The following is an 18388-nucleotide window of genomic DNA, read 5'->3' as shown; positions in this document are numbered from 1 at the left end:
CGGTCGTCTAGCTGTGGTCCGGTCGGCCGATCCAGGTGCGGGCGAGCCGTTGCACGCCTGTGCCGTCCCGGTCGGTCAGTTTCTGGTCGAGGTACGCGGCGGCCCAGGGGCCGGTGGGGACGCGGAAGGGCGGCCGGTCGGCGCGCAGGGTGTCCACCACCACTTCGGCGACCTCCCGGGCCGACTGGCCGGCGGCCTCCCAGCCCTGCCCGCCGACCCAGTCGAGGTAGTCGCCGAAGGTCTGTGCGTAGGGGCCGGAGGCCGCTCGGATGGTGGTGCGGTCGATGTCGGGGAAGACCCCGAAGTCGGTGTCCGGTACGAAGCCGGGCACCACGACCGACACCCGGACGCCGTGCGCCCCGGCGACCGGGGCGAGGCTCTCCATGAACCCCTCGACGGCGAACTTGGCCGCGCAGTAGGCCTCGTTGAACGGCTGGCCGACGAGGCCGTGCACGCTGCCGATGGTGACCAGCCGGCCGCGGGCGGCGCGCAGCAGCGGCATGGCGGCCCGGCTGACCGCGATCACGCCGAAGAAGTTCACCTCCAGGTTGGCCCGCAGCGCCTCGGTGGTCGACATCTCCAGGGTGGGGTCGAAGTTGGAGACGCCGGCGTTGTTGACCACCGCGTCCAGCCGCCCGTAGGCCTGCCGCACACCGTCCAGGCAGGCCGTCACGGAGGCCTCGTCGGTGACGTCGAGGCGGTGGACGTCCACGGTGGCGCCGGCCCGGCGGACCGCGTCGAGGAGCGGTCCGGCCCGGCCGGGATCGCGCATCGTCGCCACCACGGTGTACCCGGCCCGGGCGGCCTCGACCGCGGTGGCCAGGCCGATGCCCGAGGACGTCCCGGTGATCAGCAGGACCGGGTGCTCCGCCGCGGTCACGGCGCGCTCTCCGCTAGTGCGGGGCCGTCGGTCGCGGAGCCGTCGGTCGCGGTGCCGTCGGTCGCGGTGCCCAATGCCGCCGGATCACCGTCGCTCCGCGGCTTCGGCTCGCGGGCGGCGGCGTCGAGCAGCGGCTGGATCCCCAGGGCCGGGACGAAGGAGAGCGCCGCCAGCAGCGTCCCGCCGGCCATCACCGCCCGGGCGGCGCCGAGGATGCCCAGCGGCCCGGTGAGCAGGGAGACGGCCACACCGCCGACCAGCGCGGCGAGCGGGATCACCCCCCAGGTGACGGTACGGAAGGCCGCGTGCATCACGCCCTGGTGCTGCGCCGACATCCGGGACTGCCGGGTGGGTGCGCTGCACACGTTGATGCAGGACATGAAGAAGCCGTAGCAGCCCATCGTCACCGCGATCACCGGCCCGGCCGGCAGCGCGGGTGCGGCGAGCACGCCCAGTCCGACCAGACAGTGCAGCAGCAGCGCCCAGGCCAGCGTCCGCCCCAGTCCGAGCCGTTCGCTGATCCTCGGCGCGACCACCGCGCCGATCAGCGCGCCCACCGCCGCGACCGACATGGCCGCGCCGAACACGCCGACGGAGACGCCGAGTCCGCGGTAGGCGAGCACCGGCAGCACGGTGACGAAGACCGGGCCGCCGCAGTTCAGCGTCACCGCCGCGACCACCACCCGCCGGAGCACCGGGTCGGCCCAGTTCAGCCGGAACCCGGCGGTCAGCCGCTCCCCGATGGAGCCGGGGACGACCGTCCGCTCGCCCCAGGGCGGCATGAAGCGGAAGCAGACCGCCGAGACCAGGTAGCTGGCCGCGTCCACCAGCAGGGCGGCCACGCCGAACGCGCTGTAGAGGCCGGCCGCGATGGACGGCCCGGCCACCTCGCACACCGAGCCGCTTCCCTCCAGTCGGGAGTAGGCGCGGACCAGGTCCTTCTCCGGGACGACGGCGGGGACGGCGACCAGGTACCCGACGTTGAAGAAGATCGTGGCGCCGCTGATCACCGCGACGCAGGCGAACAGCAGCGGGGTGGAGAGGAAGTCCTGCCAGTAGGCGAGCGGGATGACCGCCACCGCCGCCAGCCGGATCAGGTCGCAGGCGAGCATGGTCCACCGCTTGTCCCAGCGGTCCACCAGCACCCCGGCGACCGGTCCGAGCAGCGGGATGCCCAGGTACTGGGCCATCGCGACCACGCCGACCTGGAGCGCCGAGGCGTGCAGGGCGAAGATCATCAGGGTCGGTACCACGAAGAGGGTGACCCGGTCGCCCACCGTGCTGACGGTCTGTCCGGCCCAGAACAGGTCGAAGCCGCGCCCGAGCGGGGCCGGCCGGCGCGGCTTCACGCGTCCTCCCGGACCACGAAGGCGGCGGTCTTGCCGGTGCGGTCGTTGCTGACCAGCTCGTCCACCGTGCGGACCCGGAAGGACTCCGGGTCGTGCTGGAAGGCGGTGCTCAGCGTGAAGGTCGCGGAGAACAGCTCCTTGCGCAGCCGGTCGGTGTCCGGTGCCGAGTCCGGATCGGTCAGCAGCAGCACGTCCACGCCGGTCGCCCGGCCGCCCCGCTCGGTGACCAGGACCTGGGCCCTGGCCACCCCGGGCTCCTGCTCGACCCGGGCGACGATCTCGTCCACGTGCAGGCCCAGGCCGCGCAGTTGCACCACGGCGTCGCGGCGGCCCAGGACCCGCATGGCCCGGCCGGGCCGGCCGCACGGGCAGGCGGTGAGCTCCCCGGCGTCGCCGGTGCGGTAGCGCAGCACCGGGTTGAGCATCTCCGGGTTGAGCGTGGTGAAGTCCAGCAGGCCGTCCGGGCCGACGTGCACCAGCTGCTCGGGGAGGGTGTGGAAGGTGTCCGCCGGGCAGTCCGGGGTGTTGGTGCCGACCACCCACGTCTCGGTGCTGCCGAACATGCCCCAGCGCCGCGCGTTCGGCGCCACCGCGGCCATGTCCTCCTCCAGTTGGGGCTGCCAGGCCTCGCCGAGCCAGAGCACCTTGCGCAGCGCCGGCAGCCGTACCCCGGCGGCCCTGGCGTTCGCGAACCAGAGCCGCAGCACGCTCGGCGTCCCGCCGATCGCGGTGACCCCGCGGGCGGCGAAGAACGCCAGCCAGTCGGCGTACTCGTCCCGGGTGACCGAGCCCAGCGCGATGATCCGGCAGCCGCACAGGTCGGCCAGGGCCGCGGCGAGGAAGTGCGCGCCCCACATCCGGCCGGCGCCCCAGGCGTTGACGAAGACGTCGTCGCGGTCCAGCGGCCGCCAGTGCGCGTACACGCCCTCCATGTAGAAGCCGGTCGGCGCGTAGCCGACCTTGGGGGCGCCGGTGCTGCCGCCGCTCTGGAAGAGCCAGGTGGCGGCCTGTCCGGCCTGCGGTTCCAGGTGGGCCAGCGCCACGTTGAGGTCGTCCTTCACCAGCGGCGGCAGCGCGGCCAGGCCCTCCAGGGTGGCCGGTCCGCCATGTCCGTCGTAGCGCGGTGCCAGCTCGGGGACGGTTCGCAGCCGTTCCAGCGAGTGCCGGGCGACGTGCAGGTGCGGCTCGGCCGCCTCCGGGGGCAGCGAGAACACGTCCGTCATCGGGGTTCCGTTCCTGGGGTGGTCGGGGTGGTCGGGGTGGTGGGAAGGGTCGGGGCGGTGGCGAGCGAGGAGGTGTAGGGGCGGCCCGCGGCGGCGAACGGGTCCGCCGGGCGGGCCCCGTCGGCGAGCCACTTGGCGTGGCCGTCGCGGTAGGCGGTGAAGCGGGCGCGGGTGATGTCCCGCTGGAGGGTGCGGTCCGGGTCGTCGAAGTCCGGGGCGATCACCCCGTCCGGTTCGAGTTCGGAGAACCAGTACCGCTCGCCGTCGAAGAGGAAGTCGACGCAGAAGAACGGGATCGGCAGCCGTTCGGCGAAGTAGGCCGTCGCAGCGGCCAGTTCGGGTGGCACCGGCGGGAACTCCATGGCGCCGCCGCGGCTGGCGTTGGCCACCGGGGAGCCCGGCTCCGGGGTCCGCTTCATCACGGCCACGGGCTCGCCGTCGACCACGTACACCCGGTAGTCGACCGTGCCGTCGCCGAGGTACGGCTGGACCACCAGCGTGGTGTCGCCGCCCTGGGCCAGGCTGGCCAGCCCGCGGACGTCCTCGGGGCCGCGGGCCAGGTTGATCCCGCCGCCCCCGCACCAGCCGGACGGCTTGACGATCGCCGGGTAGGTCATGCCCCCCAGCGCCACCTCGTACAGGTGCTTGCTGATGTCCCGTCCGGTGCCGATCCGCACCGAGGGGATCGGCTGTACCGGGGAGCCCTCCAGGTAGAGCAGCGTGGCCAGCTTGTCGTTGCCCAGCAGCGAGACCTGCGGGGGGAACGGCAGGTAGAAGCCCGCCTGCTCCAGCACCGCGTACAGCGCGTACTGGTTGAAGACGTCCGCCGACTGGTAGGGCAGCGAGTAGAGCGCGGTGATGAAGAGGGTGTCCTCCGGGGTGACGAGCTCCTCGTCGACGTAGACCCGCGTGCGGCCGCGGACGGTGGCGTCCACCGTCACCGCGTCGGGCGCGTGCCTGGTCCAGCGCAGCCCGAGCTCGGCGGCGGCCTCCGCGTACAGCTCCCAGAAGAAGTGCTCCCACGTCGCGGTCATCCGGGTGGACTCCCGGTCGGGGAAGATCCAGCACATCCGGCGCAGCGGGCCGGTGTCGTTCGCGGGGGTGTCGTGTGTGGGGCTGGGGTTCACCACTGCTCCTTTCCGAGGCCTCTCCGGTCCGTCCGGGGCCTTTCCGCGGTCATGGGCGTGCCGGGGCCATGGGCGTGCTGGGGGCGCGGGCTGGGGCGTCCCGAGGTCATGGGCACCGGTCGGCGAAGCGCTCGGCCCACCGGCGGCGGCCGGGCTCGGGCAGGGTGTCCACCGGGTCGTAGTACGGGTGGCGCCGGTTGAGCACGTCGTCGAGGTCGCCGTCCTCCGCCTCCCGCGCCTCCAGGCCGGTGCGGTAGTTCTTCGTCCAGTACGAGATGCCGAGTTCGCGGTCGTAGGCCACCGCCTGGTGCACCCAGCGCTTGCCCAGGTTCGGGACGTCGCAGACGATCCGCGGGGTGGCGTAGCCGGGCAGGTAGCCCATGATCGCCTCCTGGAGCCGCTGCGCCTCGTGGACGGACGTCCGCCAGTGCTCGGCGTTCGGGATCATGTCGCAGAGGTAGAAGTAGTACGGCAGGACGTTCGCCTCGCCCTGGAGCGCGAAGCAGAGGTCCAGCAGGTCCTCCGGGGTGTCGTTGACCCCGCGCATCAGCACGCCCTGGTTGCGGACGTCCCGCACGCCCGCGTCCAGCAGCGCCCGGGCCGCCTCGGCGACCAGCGGCGTCACCGAGCGCACGTGGTTGGCGTGGGTGTGCACGGCCAGGTTGACCGAGCGGCGGGCCGCGACCGCGGCCACCCTGGCCACCCCCTCGACCACCCGAGGTTGCAGCCAGTGCTGCGGGAGGCCCACCACCGCCTTGCTGGCGAGGCGGATGTCGCGCACCGACTCCAGCTCCAGCAGCCGCAGCAGGAAGGCCTCCAGCCGGGGCCAGGGCACATTGGCCAGGTCGCCGCCGGAGACCACCACGTCGCGCACGGCCGGGCTGCGCTTGAGGTAGTCGAGGATCTGCTCCTGCCGGTCGGCCGGCCGCAGCGTCAGTCTGGCCTTGGCCACCTGGGGGGTGGAGTTGCCGACCAGGTCCATCCGGGTGCAGTGCCCGCAGTACTGCGGGCAGGTGGAGGTCAGCTCGGCCAGCACCTTGCCGGGGTAGCGGTGGGTCAGGCCCTCCACCACCCACATCTGCGCCTCGTGCAGCGAGTCGCGCTCGGCGTACGGGTGGCTCGGCCACCGCGGGTGCCGCTCCGAGCGGACCGGCAGCATGTAGCGGCGGACCGGGTCGGCCAGGAACGCGTCGGTGTACCCCTCCGGGTCGGTCGGGCCGTGCGGCGCCATGGTGTTGAGCATCTGCGGCGGCAGCAGCATCGACATCGTGGCGAACCCGGCCTGGTCGGCGGCGAGGTCCGCGTAGAACCGGTCGGTGAGCAGGCCGCCGACGACCTCCCGCAGCTGGCGGAGGTCCTTGACACAGTGCGCCCGCTGCCACCGGGCGTCGCGCCACTCGGCCGCGCTGACGTCGCGCCAGCCCGGCAGCCGCCGCCAGTCCGGCTCGGTCAGCGGGGTGCGCAGGTACTGGTACGGCTGCCGGATCGCGTGGTGTTCCATCGGGTGCTACTGGCCGGTGAAGAGGGTGGCGAAGCGGGTGCGCAGCTCGCGCTTGAGCACCTTGCCGGTGGGCCCGAGGGGGAGGTCCTCGGGCCTCCGGGCGATGCGGACCGCGGCGAGCGCGGCCAGCCCGGCCTGCGCCAGCGCCTTGTTGGCGGCCTCCTGGACCTCCTCGGCGCTGCTCGCCGCCGCCTCGGCCTGGAGGCGGACCACGGCGATCGGCCGCTGGCCCTCGCCGGGGCCGCCGGGCACGCCGACCACCGAGCAGTCCTGCACCAGGTCGGCGCAGTCGGCCAGCAGCACCTCCTCGAGCGGGAGGCTGTAGACCGGGCCGGCGGTGGTGTCGATGACGTCCACCGTCCGGTCGAGGTGGTGGAACCGGCCCTCGGCGTCGCGGCGGGCCACGTCGCCGGTGAGCCAGTACCCGGCCAGTTCGAAGCTCGCGGTGAGCCTGGCGTCGTTCCAGTAGCCGGGGGTGCGCGACGGGGTGACCACGCCCAGCATCCCGACCGTGCCGTCCGGCACCTCCTCGCCCTGCTCGTCCAGCACCGCCGCCTTGAGGACCACCTCCAGCGGCTTGCCGACGCAGCGGTCGTCGCGCGCGGTCTCCGGTGTGGTCACCTGGCCGAACAGCGCCATGCCCATCTCGGAGGAGCCCAGCCCGTCGATGAACTGCGAACCGGGGAGGGCGGGTTGCCCGGCCTTCTCGCTCGGCAGCAGCCACGGCCGGATCAGCCCGGCCGGGCGCTCGCCGAGCTGCACCAGTCGGCGGATGTGGCCGTAGTGGGCGCTGTCCCCGGTGTTGAACCAGGAGTGCACCCGGGCGGCCCCCCTGACCGGGAGCTCGCCGGTGGCCAGCTCGACGAACGTCCGCGGGAAGGAGGCGACCATGGTCGGCTGGAAGGCCTCCATCACCGGCTCCACGACCGTGCGCCGCCAGTCGGACATCACCACGGTCGGCAGGCCGAGCAGGGTGGCGGTGAGGAAGTAGCTGAGCCCGCCGGCGTGGGTGTGCGGCATCAGCGACATCAGCCGGTCCGAGGGCTCGGCGGGGAAGCGCACCATGCGGGGCTGCTTGCCGTCCCAGAACTGGCGGTGCGCCAGCATGGTGGACTTCGGGGTGCCGGTGGTGCCGGAGGAGTGGATCAGCGCGACCACGTCCTCGGCGGCGTGCCGGTACGGGTAGTCCTCCGGGAGCCCGGCGGCCCCGGCGTCGAAGGCCTGGACCTCGGCGGCCAGGGCGATGAAGCCGGGGCGGCGCTGCGGGTCCTCGCGGTAGGCGGCGGCCAGCCGGGTGGGGTCGTCCGCGACCACGCCGACCACGCCGACGTGGTTGAGGTAGCGGACCATGACGTCGTGCCGCATGGCGTCGTTGACCAGGGCCGGGACGGCGCCCAGCGCGGTGAGCGCGAGGAAGTGCAGCAGCGGCTCCAGGCCCTCGGCGACCACCACGCCGACCGGGTCGCCGGGGCGGACGCCGTTGGCCCGGTACCACTTGGCGTAGCGGTCGCGTAGGGCGGCGAGGTCCAGCAGGCTGTGCCCGCGCAGCACGACGGCGCCGCGGTGGTCGGTGTGGTGGGTGAAGGCGAAGGGCACGGCGCGGTTCGGGTTGACCGCGATGGCCTGGTCCAGGAAGTTGCCGGCGCCGAGGGCGGGCTCGGTCATCAGCTGTTCTCTGGCGGCGAGGGGGGCGATGGACGTCTGGTCGCTCATGGCGGACTCCCAGGGAAGGCGGCCCGGGCCGGGTTCTTGTGGAACCGGGGGCAGGTGAGAGGGGAACTGGTGTTCGATTCAAGGGGTGGCGGTGATGGCAGTGGTGCGGGCGGTGGTGGTGCGGGGGCGGGGCGGGTGTCCGCGCTACCGCCGGGCTGCCGCCGTCACGGCTGGCGCCCGGCCGTCACGGCCGGGGCGCCGCGGGGCCGTTCGGCGGCCCGGCGAGGACCTCCTCGACCACGCGGTGGCCCGAGCGGATCGCCCCCTCCATCAGTCCGAAGTACTCGGTGCTGGTCTCGGTGCCGGCCCAGTGCACCCGGCCGTGCGGTGCGGTCAGCGCCGGACCGAGCCGCAGCCAGTCCCCTGGGCCGAACAGCGCCGCGTAACAGCCCCTGCTGTACGGCTCGTTGACCCAGTCGGTGACGTGGAAGCCGATCGGCTCCGGGAGCATCGGGAACAGCCGCGCGGCCTGCCCGACCGCCGCCGCCCGCTGCCGGGCCGGGTCGAGGGCCGCGAACCGGTGCGCCTCGGCGCCGGTGACGAAGCCCGTGAGCACGCCCACACCGCCCTCGGCCGGCGAGTCGTCCACCGTGGACAGCAGCGGGCCCTCGGAGTTCACCGACCAGCCCGACAGCCCGTGCCCGCGCCAGACCGGCTCGGGGTAGACCAGGTTGACCTTCACCGCGCAGCCGCGGGCGGTCCGTCCGCCCGCCCGCCGCACGGGTGGCGCCGGGTCCTGCTCCAGGGCGTCGGCCAGCAGCGGCGGCAGCGCCACCACCGCGACGTCCGCCCGGTACGCGCCGTGGACCGAACGGACGGTGACCCCGTCGGCGTCCTGGTGCACCGCCTCGACCGGCTCGCCGAGCCGTACCCGGGGGCCCAGGCGCTCGGCCAGCCGCTCGCAGACCAGGTGCGCCCCGCCCGCGATCCGGTCCTGCTGCGCGCCGCCCTCGAAGGCGTTGAGGTAGCGCAGTCCGCCGCCGGAGCGGAGGTAGAACGCCATGTGCAGGACCGACAGTTCGGCCGGGTCGGCGGCCATCATCTCGCCCAGGAAGAGCGGGAGGAAGAGCCGGGCGTCCGGGTGGGTCAGCTGCTCCCCGGCCCACTCGGCGACGGTCGTGGTGTCCAGCCGCTCGGCCTCCGGGGTGAGCCAGGGCGCCTCGGGCCGGACGGCGGCGGTCAGTTCGTCCAGCAGCTCGAACAGGTCGCCCAGGGCGACCGCGTTGAGCGGGGGGAACCGCCCGTCCCGGGTGGCGTCCGCGCCGCCGAGTGCGAAGCGGCTGGCGCCGGACATCGTGGTCGGTGTGGTCTTGAGGTCCAACCGCGCCATCGTCGCGAGCAGTTCGGTGTGCCGGTCGCCCAGGTAGGCGGCGCCTGCGTCGATCCGGCGGCCGGGTGCGACCTCGATCCCGCGGGTGCGGCCGCCGACCCGGTCGCGGGCCTCCAGGACGGTGACGTCGATGCCGCGGGCCGCCAGTCCGGTCGCGGCGGTGAGGCCGGCCAGACCGGCCCCGACCACGACGGCGGAGGTGACGCCGCCTGATGTGCCCGCTGCGCGAGCGGTGGCCGGTGGCCGGGCGGGGGAGTCGTCGCGGCCGGTCATCGGGCGGTCGCGATTCTTGCGGCGAGCGCCCGTGGGGTCGGTGCGAGCAGGAAGTCCTCGAAGGCCAGCTCCACCCCGCTGCGGCGGGCGACCGCGCTCAACACCCGGGTGGCGACCAGGGAGTCGCCGCCGAGCAGGAAGAAGTCCGAGTCGGCCGTGACGTCCTGGCACTCCAGCACCCGGCCGAAGATCGCCACCACGTCCTCGACGGCGGCGCCGGGGTGTGCGGCGGCGGGGTCGGTGGCGGCTTCGGTGCCGGTTCCGCTGCCGGTTTCGGTGCCGGTGGTGTCAACGCTCATCGAAGGTCTCCTTTGACCTGGGCGTCGGGCGAGTGCCGCCGGTGCGAGCCCGCCCGGTCGACTTTTCCGCTCGCGGTGTGCACGAGCTGCGGGACGACGGTGATCCGGCTGGGTACGAGGTGGCCCGGCACCCGCTCGCGCAGGTACGACCGGACGTCGGCGTCCAGCGCGCCGGGGGCGGCGCCGGTCCGCGCCACCACGTAGGCGACCAGGGCGGCGCGGCCGGCCACCGTCGCGCCGACCACGGCCACCGCGTTCACCTCGGGGTGGCCGGCGATATGGGCCTCGACCTCGGCCGGGTCCACCCGGATGCCGCGGACCTTGAGTTCGTGGTCCAGCCGGCCGCGGTGGGTGAGCAGGCCGTCCGGCGCGCGGCTCACCCGGTCGCCGGTACGGAAGCAGCGCTCGCCGTCGACGACGGTGAACCGGGCCTCGGTGGCCTCCGGCAGGCCGTGGTAGCCCAGTGCCACCGAGGGGCCGCCGATCAGCAACTCGCCCTGCCCGTCGATCCGTTCGTCGACGTGCGGAAGGGCGCGGCCGATCGGCGCCGGCGCGCCGCCGGACCAGTCGGGCGCGGGTGGGAGCGCCGCCGGGCCGTGCAGGTCGACGGCGTGGGTGATCAGGGTGGTCTCGGTGCAGCCGTAGGTGTTGAGCAGCCGGATCCGCCCGGTGTCCAGGCCCGCCCAGTCGGCCAGCCGGGCCGGGTTCGCCGCCTCGCCGCCGATGACCAGCAGGCGGACGCAGTCCGGCAGCGGCCGACCGTCCTCGACGAGGTGGAGCACCAACTCGTGCCAGTAGGCGGTGGGGAGGTCGAGGACGGTGATCCGCTCCCGCTCGACCATCCGCAGGAAGCGGGGGAACGACCCGGAGTGCGCCTCGGCGTCGAAGACGAGCGCGGCACCGGTGGTGAGGGTCGGCAGGATCTCCTCGAAGCAGGTGTCCCAGTTCAGCGAGGCGAACTGGAGCACCCGGTCCTCGGGGGTGAGGTCGAACAGGTCGCGCAGCGAGTGCACGACGGCGGAGACGGCCCTACGGGGCGTCACGACGGGTTTCGGCTGCCCGGTCGAACCCGACGTGAAGAGAATGTAGGCCGGATTGTCGGGATCCACCCCGACATGCGCTCCGTTGTGCGGTGCGGCGCGCTGTTCGTTGCGCCGGCCGTCGCGCTGTTCGTTGTGTCGGCCGTTGTGTCGTCCGTTGTGCGGCGGACTCCCGGAAAGCTCCGATAAATGGCGTAACCGCATTGATTCCACGGCTGGTTGGGATTCCGGACCGGCCTCGGAGAGGACCATTGCGCGGCAGTCGACCGCCGTGAGCATCGCCTGTCTGCGCTCCGGCGGGAATGCCGGATCGACCGGGCAGTAGACGCCTCCGGCGGCCAGCACCCCGAGGAGTGCGACGACGGTTTCCGGCGTGTGCGCGGCCTGGACCGCGACCACGCCGGGATCGGTGCCCAGCTGCCTGGCCAGTGCGTTCGCCAGCTCGTGGAGCCGGCGGTAGCCCATGGTGTGTCCGTGGTGGACCAGCGCCGGGCGGTCCGGAAAACGCCGGGCGATTTCCGTGAACGCGTCAAGTAGATCGGACGCCGGTGGGTTGGTGCCGTGGTTTGACATGCCCGCCCCAAAAGAATGCCTGCGAGCACTGCTCCGCGCTCGGCGAACCGGGACTCTACCTTCGAACATGCTTTGCCACAATGGATGTTGAGGCGACTCGTCCGGGGAGCCGCGGGAGAAATAGCGAGCCCTTCCCGGCCGCCGGTCGGCGGGGGGGTTGTCCGGTTCCGGACATTGCCCTGGCGGGGGGCATGTCACCCGCCTTGAAAGCAGGCGCGGCCCGACGGGGCGTGGTTTGTCGCACCGTCGGGCCGGGCACGGAGATCTGCGCGTGGTGCGGTACGGGCCTCCCGGGGCGGGTGGGGCCCGACCGCCCGCGCCTGCCGTCACGGTCGGCAGGGGAGCGGCATCCGCCCGGTCAGGCCTGGCAGATGCAGAAGGGATGGCCGGCCGGGTCGGTGAGCACCCGCGCCCTGGCGGCGTCGTGGGGCTGGTGCTCCGGCTTGCCCGCACCCAGCTCCAACAGCAGGGCCTCGGCCTCGTCCAGATCGGCGACGTCGAAGCAGAGGTGCACCTGCTGGGGCACGGTCTGCTCGGGCCAGCGCGGAGCCCGGTAGCCGTCGACCCGTTGAAAACCGATGAAGAGCCCGTCCTCGCGGTCGAGCCCCGCGAAGTCGGCGTCCGACCTCGGGTGCGGTGCGAAGCCGGTGGCCTGCTGGTAGAACGCCGCCAGGGCCGGCGGATCAGGGCAGTCTAGTGTGATCGCAACCAGCTTCATCTGCAGGGGCATTGGCACCTCCGGGCCTCCGACCAGTGGACTCGCGTGATCACCACTCTAGGCCGGGCTCCCGACCGCGCCCCTGCCCTTTTCACGGGGAGGGCTCGTGACCCTCCCCCGTGAACCGTGCGCCGCCGGCGGGTGAACGGGCCGCACCGCCGGGTGTCATCGACTGTCGTGCGGTTCCCCGGCCGTCCAGTTCCAGCCGGTGAGCGTGGCTCGCATCAGACGGGCGGCGGGGGACAGCTGGTCGTCGGCGCCCCAGTACAGGGTGAGTGTCCGGCGGCAGTCGGGACTGTCGACGGTGACCCGGGTGAGGGGGACGCGGACGGCGGCGCGCCAGGCGGCGGCCGGGACGAGGCCGACGCCCAGTCCCGCGCTGATCAGCTCGGCGACGGTGGCGAGTTCGTCGCTCTCGCAGACGATCCTCGGCGTGAGGCCGCGGCCCGCGAAGAGCCGGTCGAGAAGCCGGCGCTGCCAGTGCCCGGTGCGAGCGGTGATGAAGGGTTGGCCGGCGAGTTCGTCGATGCTCACCGAGGCCCGTCCCGCCAGCGGGTGGCCGAGCGGCGTGGCCAGATACACCTCCTCGTCGAGCAGCTCGACCGCGTCCAGACCTGCGGTGGGGACCGGTTGCGAGGCGACGCACAGGTCGACGTCCCGGGCCCGCAGTCGGCGGGCCATCTCCTCGGCGGACAGTTGGTGGAGTTCGATCTCCACCAGGGGATGGGTCCGCTTGAACGCCGCGAGCGGCCCGGTGAAGGTGAGGAAGGTCTCCGACGCCAGCCGCACGCTGCCGAACCCCTCGCCGGCGGCCTCGGCGACGGCCCGCCGCCCGGCGTCGAGCTCGCCGAGGCAGCGCTCGACGTAGCCGAGGAAGAGCCGCCCGACGTCGTTCAGCCGCAGCCGGCCGCCCCGGTCGAACAGCGGGGTACCGAGTTCGTTCTCCAGTCGGGCGATGGTGCGGCTCAACGACGGCTGGGCGACGCGGAGTTCGTCGGCCGCGCGGCTCAGGTGTTCCAGCCGTGCCACCGCCCGGAACTGGGTGAGGGTGTTCAGATCCACGGCCGTACCTCCGGCAGCGCCACGGTCATGCCTCCATCGGTATAACGGCATAGCGATATTGATCTTAGACAGGATAGCCAGCGGGTCATAGCTTCGTGGCTGGTCGCGCATCGACAGCAGCGCGAGCGAGCACCACAACGAGGAGAGTGACTCATGGCCACCGCCGCCAACGGGTTCCGCCCGGACACCCGGACCCGGTCCGGCCCCGGGGAGCGGACCGGGCCCGCAGGGTGGGTCCTGCGGGCCCTCGTCAGCGCGCACGTGGTCGTGATCCTCGGCCAGCCCGTCTTCGCCGGCGTCTACCTGAGCGGCGACTTCGACGGCCTGCGCTGGCACGCGCTCGGCGCGAACATCGTCACCTCCATCGGATACGTGCAGGTGATCGCGGCGGCCACGGTCTGGTTCCGGCTGCGCCGGCTCTGGCCCCTGTCGGCCACGCTGGCCGTGGTGGCGGCCGAGACGGTGCAGTACTTCGCCGGGCTCGCCGGGGCGCTGTGGCTGCACCTGCCGCTGGGAGTGGCGACCGTCGCCGGACTCGTCGTGCTGTCCATCGTCGTATGGATCCGGCCGATGCCGCGACGGCCGCGCCCCGCGTCCGCCGGGGTGCCGGGTGCGCAGGAGGGGGAGGGCCATGCGTGAGCCGCACGAAGGCGACCGGTCCGGCTTCCTCGGGGGGCTGCCGAGGCGTCGGCTGCTCGGTATCGGCGGGGCGTTCGGACTGCTGACGGCCGCCGGTCTGGCGTCCTCGGCCGCCCTGGCGCGCCGCCCGGCGAGTACCGGTGCCCACCTGCGCAGCGCCGTGCCGCTGCCGCCCGCCTTCCAGGTCCCGCTGCCGGTCCCCGCCGTACTGGCACCGGTCGGCACCTCGGGCGGCGTCGACCGCTACGAGATCACCCAGCGCGAAACGACCGCGGAGATCCTGCCCGGCGTCAGAACGCCGCTGTGGACCTACGAGGGCACCTTCCCCGGGCCGACCATCGAGTCGCGCCGAGGCCGGCCGGTCACCGTGACACACCGCAACGAACTGCCGGTGCCGACCGTCGTGCACCTGCACGGCGGGCGGACCCCGGCGGACTCCGACGGATACCCGACCGACCTCCTGCTGCCCGAGGGATGGCCGAGCGCCGCCCACGGCTCGGGCGCGGGGCACGACGGGGCCCGCGTGCACGGCGGCACGGCAGCTATGGACGGCATGAGCGGCATGTCCGATCCGCGCGCGGTAGAGGCCAGGCTGACGCGGGACTACACGTTCCCGCTGGACCAGCGCCCGACGCTGCTCTGGTACCACGACCACCGGATGGACTTCACCGCCCCCGCGATCTGGCGCGGCCTCGCCGGCCTGCACATCGTGCGCGACGATGCCGAGGAGGCGCTCGGTCTGCCCTCGGGCCGGCGTGAGCTGCCCCTCATGATCGTGGACCGTGTGTTCTCCGCCGACGGCACCCTCGCCTACCCCAGCCTCGATCCCACCCTGCGCGAGCGGCCCGGCGTCCGTGAGCCCTACCTCGCCGGGGTCCTCGGCGACGTGATCCTGGTCAACGGTGCCCCGTGGCCGGTGCACGAGGTCGACGCGGCCCGGTACCGGCTGCGCATCCTGAACGCCTCGAACGCCCGGCACTACGAACTCGAAGCGGTCGACGACGACGGGCGCCGGCTCGACCTGGTCCAGGTCGGCGCCGACCAGGGCCTGCTCGCGGCCCCGGTCGTCCACCGCCGCCTGCCGATCGCGCCGGCCGAACGCTACGACGTGGTCGTCGACTTCGCGGCCGTCCCGGTCGGCGGCCTCGTCCGGATCGTCAACCGGCTCGGCACCGGGCGCACCCGCGAGGTGATGGCCTTCCGGGTCGCCCGCAAGGCGGCCGACGACAGCCGGATCCCCCGCACGCTCTCGGACGACCTGCCGGTCTGGCGCCGCACGGACGCCGTCCGGGTGCGCGACTTCTCCTTCCGCGCCGGCCGGATGAACGGCGGACACGGCTGGCTGATCGGCGGACTGCCGTTCGATCCCGCCCGTACCGACGTAACCGTCCGGCTCGGTGACGTGGAAGTGTGGCGGCTGGTCGCCGACGTCCATCACCCCGTCCACCTGCACCTCGTCGGCTTCCAGGTGCTCTCGCGAGGTGGTCGGCCACCGCTGCCGCACGACGCGGGCCTCAAGGACACCGTCTCCCTGCGGCCGGGCGAGTCGGCGGAGATCATCACCCGCTTCGACGGCTACCGGGGTCGCTACCTCTTCCACTGCCACAACGCCGAACACGAGGACATGGGGATGATGGCCAACCTCGAACTCGTCTGACCTCGAACTCGTCTGACCTCGAATTCGTCCGGTGCCCGCGAAACGTCCGGCGCCCCGCCCCCGGCCGTCCGTCAGGCCGCCGGCGGAGCGGGCAGCGGGCCGTCGGCCAGGCGGGCGGCGACGAGGCTCGTGCCGGGGGCCAGGCGTCCGCCCGGGCCGGGGAGGAAGCGGACGGTGTCGTGGGTGAGTTCGTCACCGCAGTGGTGGCAGGTGACGGTCGGGACGGTGGGGTGTCCACAGGAGGTGTGCTCCGGTACGAGGGGCGCCCCGGCGTCCTGGGCGCGGTACTTGTCGCCCCAGGCGAGCAGGGCCAGGACGATCCCGTACAGATCCCGCCCGGCCGCCGTGAGGTGGTACTCGTGCCGGGGCGGGTGGTCCGTGTAGCGGCGGCGCTCGGCGATGCCCTCGGCGACCAGGTGGTCGAGGCGGGCCGTGAGGATGTTGGTGGCGATGCCGAGGTCCTGGCGCAGTTCCTCGAACCGGTGCAGCCCGAGGAACAGATCGCGCAGCACCAGCAGTGTCCAGGGGTCGGCGATCGCGCCGGCGGCGCGCGAGACCGAGCAGGGGATCGTCGCGAAGCGGTTTCTGTCCACCCCGCCAGTCTAGTGCCTTGCGAATTGCAAGTGACCTGGTTACGGTCGAACGGGACGCATGCTCCGGCCTGCCGGAGCCGAGGAGGTTGCGATGTACCACGCGATCACGCGCGCGCGAGTCCGGTCGTTGTGGCGGCGGATCGGCGCGGGTGACTACGGCGCGGCGGTGTCCACCGCCGCACCCGGCCTGAGGTTCCGCTTCGTCGGTGACACGCCGATCAGTACGGAACTCACGGGCCGTGACGCGTTCGAGGTGTGGTTCCGGGAGCTTTTCGACCGCTTCCCGGGGCTGCGCTTCACCGCCCGGGACGTGGTGGTGCGCGGCTGGCCGTGGGACACCACCGTCGTGGTCCGGCTCGACGTGGCGGCCACGCTCTCCGACGGGACGCCCTACCGCAACGAGACGATCCAGTGGATCAGGCTGCGCTGGGGGCGGATGGTGAGCGACGAGATCCTGGAGGACACCAAGCGGCTGGACGAGGCGTGCCGACGGCAGGAGGAGTTCGCCGGCCGACAGTGAGCACCTCGTCCGGCTCGCGGTACAGGCCCCGGAGGAATCGAGCCCGTGACGCCCGTCCGGAGCGCCTTCGGGGGCGCTTGCCCGGTCGCGGCGTCCGTTCCCCGCACCCCTCCTGTCTCCTGAGGTGTCTGCGTGATCACGTAATGGCGTGATCACGTGGTGGCCTGCTGCGACCTTTCGCGGCGGCATCTGGTGCTTTGACGGAGAGCCACTAACATGAGTCATCCTCATGTATTTGAGCCTCCGCCCATCGCCACCGCGAGTAAGGAGCAGGCCGTGCCGAACCGACTCGACCTTCCGGCGGGCTTCCGCTGGGGCGTCTCCACCGCCGCCTACCAGATCGAGGGGGCCGTCGAGGAGGACGGGCGTGGGCTGTCCATCTGGGACGTCTTCGCAAGCCGCCCCGGCGCCGTCCGCGACGGGCACACGGGCGCGGTGGCCTGCGACCACTACCACCGCTATCCCGAGGACATCGCGCTGATGAAGGACCTCGGACTGGACGGCTACCGATTCTCGATCGCCTGGCCCCGGATCCAGCCCGCCGGCGCGGGCGCGGCGAACCCCGCCGGACTCGCCTTCTACGACCGCCTGACCGATGCCCTGCTGGAAGCCGGCATCACCCCGCTGCCCACCCTCTTCCACTGGGACCTGCCGCAGGCCCTGGAGGATGCCGGAGGCTGGCTGAACCGCGACACCGCGTACCGCTTCGCGGAGTATGCGGGAGTGGTCACGGATCGCCTGGGCGACCGGATCCCCGCCTGGATCACCCTCAACGAGCCCTTCGTGCACATGGTCTACGGCTACGCGTTGGGCATCCACGCCCCTGGCCGCGCCCTGATGCTCGACGCCCTGCCCGCCGCCCACCACCAGCTCCTCGGCCACGGCCTCGCCGCCTCCGCGCTGCGCGAGCGCGGCCTCCAGGTGCTGATCGCGAACAACCTCACCCCCGTCCGGCCCGCCTCAGGGGAGTCGGCCGACCTCGCTGCCGCGCAGGCCTATGACGCCCTCCACAACCGCCTGTTCACCGATCCGCTGCTCCTGGGCCGCTACCCCGACCTCTCCGCCTACGGGGTTGCCGCCGACCTCGGTGGTGCCGTCCGCCCCGGCGACCTCGACCTGATCTCCGAGCCCCGCCTCGACGGCCTCGGCGTCAACTACTACAACCCCACCCGCATCGCCGCCCCGACCGACCCGGGGCTCCCCTTCACCGAGGCTCCGATCGAAGGCGTCCCCCGTACCGCCTTCGACTGGCCCGTCGTCCCCGACGGCCTGCGCGAACTCCTCGTCGGCCTGCGGGAGAGCTACGGCGACGCGCTTCCGCCGATCACCATCACCGAGAACGGCTGCTCCGTCGCCGACGAGGTCCACCCCGACGGCACCGTCCCCGACCAGTCCCGCATCGACTACCTGGCCGGCCACCTCGACTCCCTCGCCGCCGCCGTTGCCGAGGGCGTCGACGTTCGCGGGTACTACACATGGTCACTGATCGACAACTATGAATGGGCTGAGGGCTACCACCAGCGCTTCGGGCTGGTGCACGTCGAATTCGAAACCCAGCGTCGTACGCCGAAGGCGTCGTATGCCTGGTACCGCGACCTCATTGCCGAGCACCGGGATTGCCACGCGCGGTAGTTGGGATTCGGTGTGGGGCTGGAGCCCTGGTGTGCTCGATGCGCTCCTGTTGCCCGATGCGGACAGAACTGCTCGCGATCGAGCTCCGTAGGCGGGCCATATGGCAGAGCGTTTAGCAGGTCTGAAAGATGTCGCCAGATGTCCAGGTTGCTCGTATGCCCAGTGGTTGCGGCCCGTGGTTGTTGGAATCCACGCCGAGTTGGCCGTGGCCGAGCGGGAGTGGAACGAGTGGATCACCGTTCGTTCCACTCCCGATCGC

16 protein-coding genes are annotated in these 18388 nt (G+C 72.9%); 4 read left to right on the top strand and 12 right to left on the bottom strand.

Features of this window, described 5'->3' with window-relative positions:
- Positions 1 to 7: 7 nt before the first annotated feature.
- The 11 genes from ACIGZJ_RS21555 to ACIGZJ_RS21505 all read right to left on the bottom strand — a co-directional run bounded on the left by ACIGZJ_RS21555 (position 8) and on the right by ACIGZJ_RS21505 (position 13088).
- Positions 8 to 880 (bottom strand): SDR family oxidoreductase, encoded by an 873-nt coding sequence (locus tag ACIGZJ_RS21555; RefSeq protein ID WP_396458716.1) that lies wholly within the window; start codon positions 878 to 880, stop codon positions 8 to 10.
- Positions 877 to 2229: an MFS transporter gene (locus ACIGZJ_RS21550; protein WP_396458715.1), complete on the bottom strand. Its 1353-nt coding sequence runs from the start codon at positions 2227 to 2229 to the stop codon at positions 877 to 879. Before ACIGZJ_RS21550 ends, ACIGZJ_RS21555 begins: the two co-directional genes overlap by 4 nt.
- Positions 2226 to 3452 (bottom strand): AMP-binding protein, encoded by a 1227-nt coding sequence (locus tag ACIGZJ_RS21545; protein WP_396458714.1) that lies wholly within the window; start codon positions 3450 to 3452, stop codon positions 2226 to 2228. The genes ACIGZJ_RS21550 and ACIGZJ_RS21545 overlap by 4 nt, the downstream gene beginning before the upstream one ends.
- Positions 3449 to 4579 carry a RimK family alpha-L-glutamate ligase gene (locus ACIGZJ_RS21540; RefSeq protein WP_396458713.1) on the bottom strand — a complete coding sequence of 377 codons (1131 nt, stop codon included), beginning with the start codon at positions 4577 to 4579 and terminating at the stop codon, positions 3449 to 3451. The genes ACIGZJ_RS21545 and ACIGZJ_RS21540 overlap by 4 nt, the downstream gene beginning before the upstream one ends.
- A 106-nt stretch (positions 4580 to 4685) precedes the next feature.
- Positions 4686 to 6080, bottom strand: a complete 1395-nt coding sequence (locus tag ACIGZJ_RS21535; RefSeq protein ID WP_396458712.1) for a KamA family radical SAM protein — start codon at positions 6078 to 6080, stop codon at positions 4686 to 4688.
- A 6-nt stretch (positions 6081 to 6086) separates the two neighbouring features.
- Complete coding sequence (locus ACIGZJ_RS21530; RefSeq protein ID WP_396458711.1) at positions 6087 to 7793, bottom strand: class I adenylate-forming enzyme family protein; 1707 nt, start codon at positions 7791 to 7793, stop codon at positions 6087 to 6089.
- A 184-nt stretch (positions 7794 to 7977) separates the two neighbouring features.
- Positions 7978 to 9396 carry a flavin monoamine oxidase family protein gene (locus ACIGZJ_RS21525; RefSeq protein WP_396458710.1) on the bottom strand — a complete coding sequence of 473 codons (1419 nt, stop codon included), beginning with the start codon at positions 9394 to 9396 and terminating at the stop codon, positions 7978 to 7980.
- Positions 9393 to 9695, bottom strand: coding sequence for an acyl carrier protein (locus tag ACIGZJ_RS21520; RefSeq protein ID WP_396458709.1), 303 nt, complete (start codon positions 9693 to 9695; stop codon positions 9393 to 9395). Before ACIGZJ_RS21520 ends, ACIGZJ_RS21525 begins: the two co-directional genes overlap by 4 nt.
- Entirely contained in the window at positions 9692 to 11308 is a 1617-nt protein-coding gene (locus tag ACIGZJ_RS21515; protein WP_396458708.1) for an amino acid adenylation domain-containing protein, read from the bottom strand. Before ACIGZJ_RS21515 ends, ACIGZJ_RS21520 begins: the two co-directional genes overlap by 4 nt.
- A 358-nt stretch (positions 11309 to 11666) precedes the next feature.
- The gene (locus ACIGZJ_RS21510) at positions 11667 to 12038 is read right to left on the bottom strand and encodes a VOC family protein (RefSeq protein ID WP_396458707.1); all 372 of its coding nucleotides are present in this window, start codon (positions 12036 to 12038) and stop codon (positions 11667 to 11669) included.
- 153 nt (positions 12039 to 12191) lie between these two features.
- Positions 12192 to 13088 (bottom strand): LysR family transcriptional regulator, encoded by an 897-nt coding sequence (locus ACIGZJ_RS21505; protein ID WP_396458706.1) that lies wholly within the window; start codon positions 13086 to 13088, stop codon positions 12192 to 12194.
- Between the two features lie 153 nt (positions 13089 to 13241).
- Between ACIGZJ_RS21505 and ACIGZJ_RS21500 the strand changes: the two genes are divergently transcribed.
- Together ACIGZJ_RS21500 and ACIGZJ_RS21495 are read left to right on the top strand one after the other, a co-directional pair.
- Positions 13242 to 13727 carry a hypothetical protein gene (locus ACIGZJ_RS21500; protein ID WP_396458705.1) on the top strand — a complete coding sequence of 162 codons (486 nt, stop codon included), beginning with the start codon at positions 13242 to 13244 and terminating at the stop codon, positions 13725 to 13727.
- Positions 13720 to 15384, top strand: a complete 1665-nt coding sequence (locus ACIGZJ_RS21495; protein ID WP_396458704.1) for a multicopper oxidase family protein — start codon at positions 13720 to 13722, stop codon at positions 15382 to 15384. The genes ACIGZJ_RS21500 and ACIGZJ_RS21495 overlap by 8 nt, the downstream gene beginning before the upstream one ends.
- A gap of 71 nt (positions 15385 to 15455) precedes the next feature.
- Here ACIGZJ_RS21495 and ACIGZJ_RS21490 read toward each other — a convergent pair whose 3' ends face one another.
- Entirely contained in the window at positions 15456 to 15977 is a 522-nt protein-coding gene (locus ACIGZJ_RS21490; RefSeq protein ID WP_396458703.1) for a winged helix-turn-helix transcriptional regulator, read from the bottom strand.
- Between the two features lie 91 nt (positions 15978 to 16068).
- On the opposite strand from ACIGZJ_RS21490, the gene ACIGZJ_RS21485 reads away from it, so the two are divergent.
- A complete protein-coding gene (locus ACIGZJ_RS21485) occupies positions 16069 to 16497 on the top strand; it encodes a nuclear transport factor 2 family protein (protein ID WP_396458702.1) in 429 nt (142 codons plus the stop codon).
- A gap of 276 nt (positions 16498 to 16773) precedes the next feature.
- Positions 16774 to 18129: a GH1 family beta-glucosidase gene (locus ACIGZJ_RS21480; RefSeq protein ID WP_396458701.1), complete on the top strand. Its 1356-nt coding sequence runs from the start codon at positions 16774 to 16776 to the stop codon at positions 18127 to 18129.
- Positions 18130 to 18388 lie beyond the last annotated feature (259 nt).

The organism is Kitasatospora sp. NPDC052868, assembly GCF_044547105.1.
GTDB lineage: Bacteria > Actinomycetota > Actinomycetes > Streptomycetales > Streptomycetaceae > Kitasatospora.
This window is presented reverse-complemented; position numbering and strand designations above follow the sequence as displayed.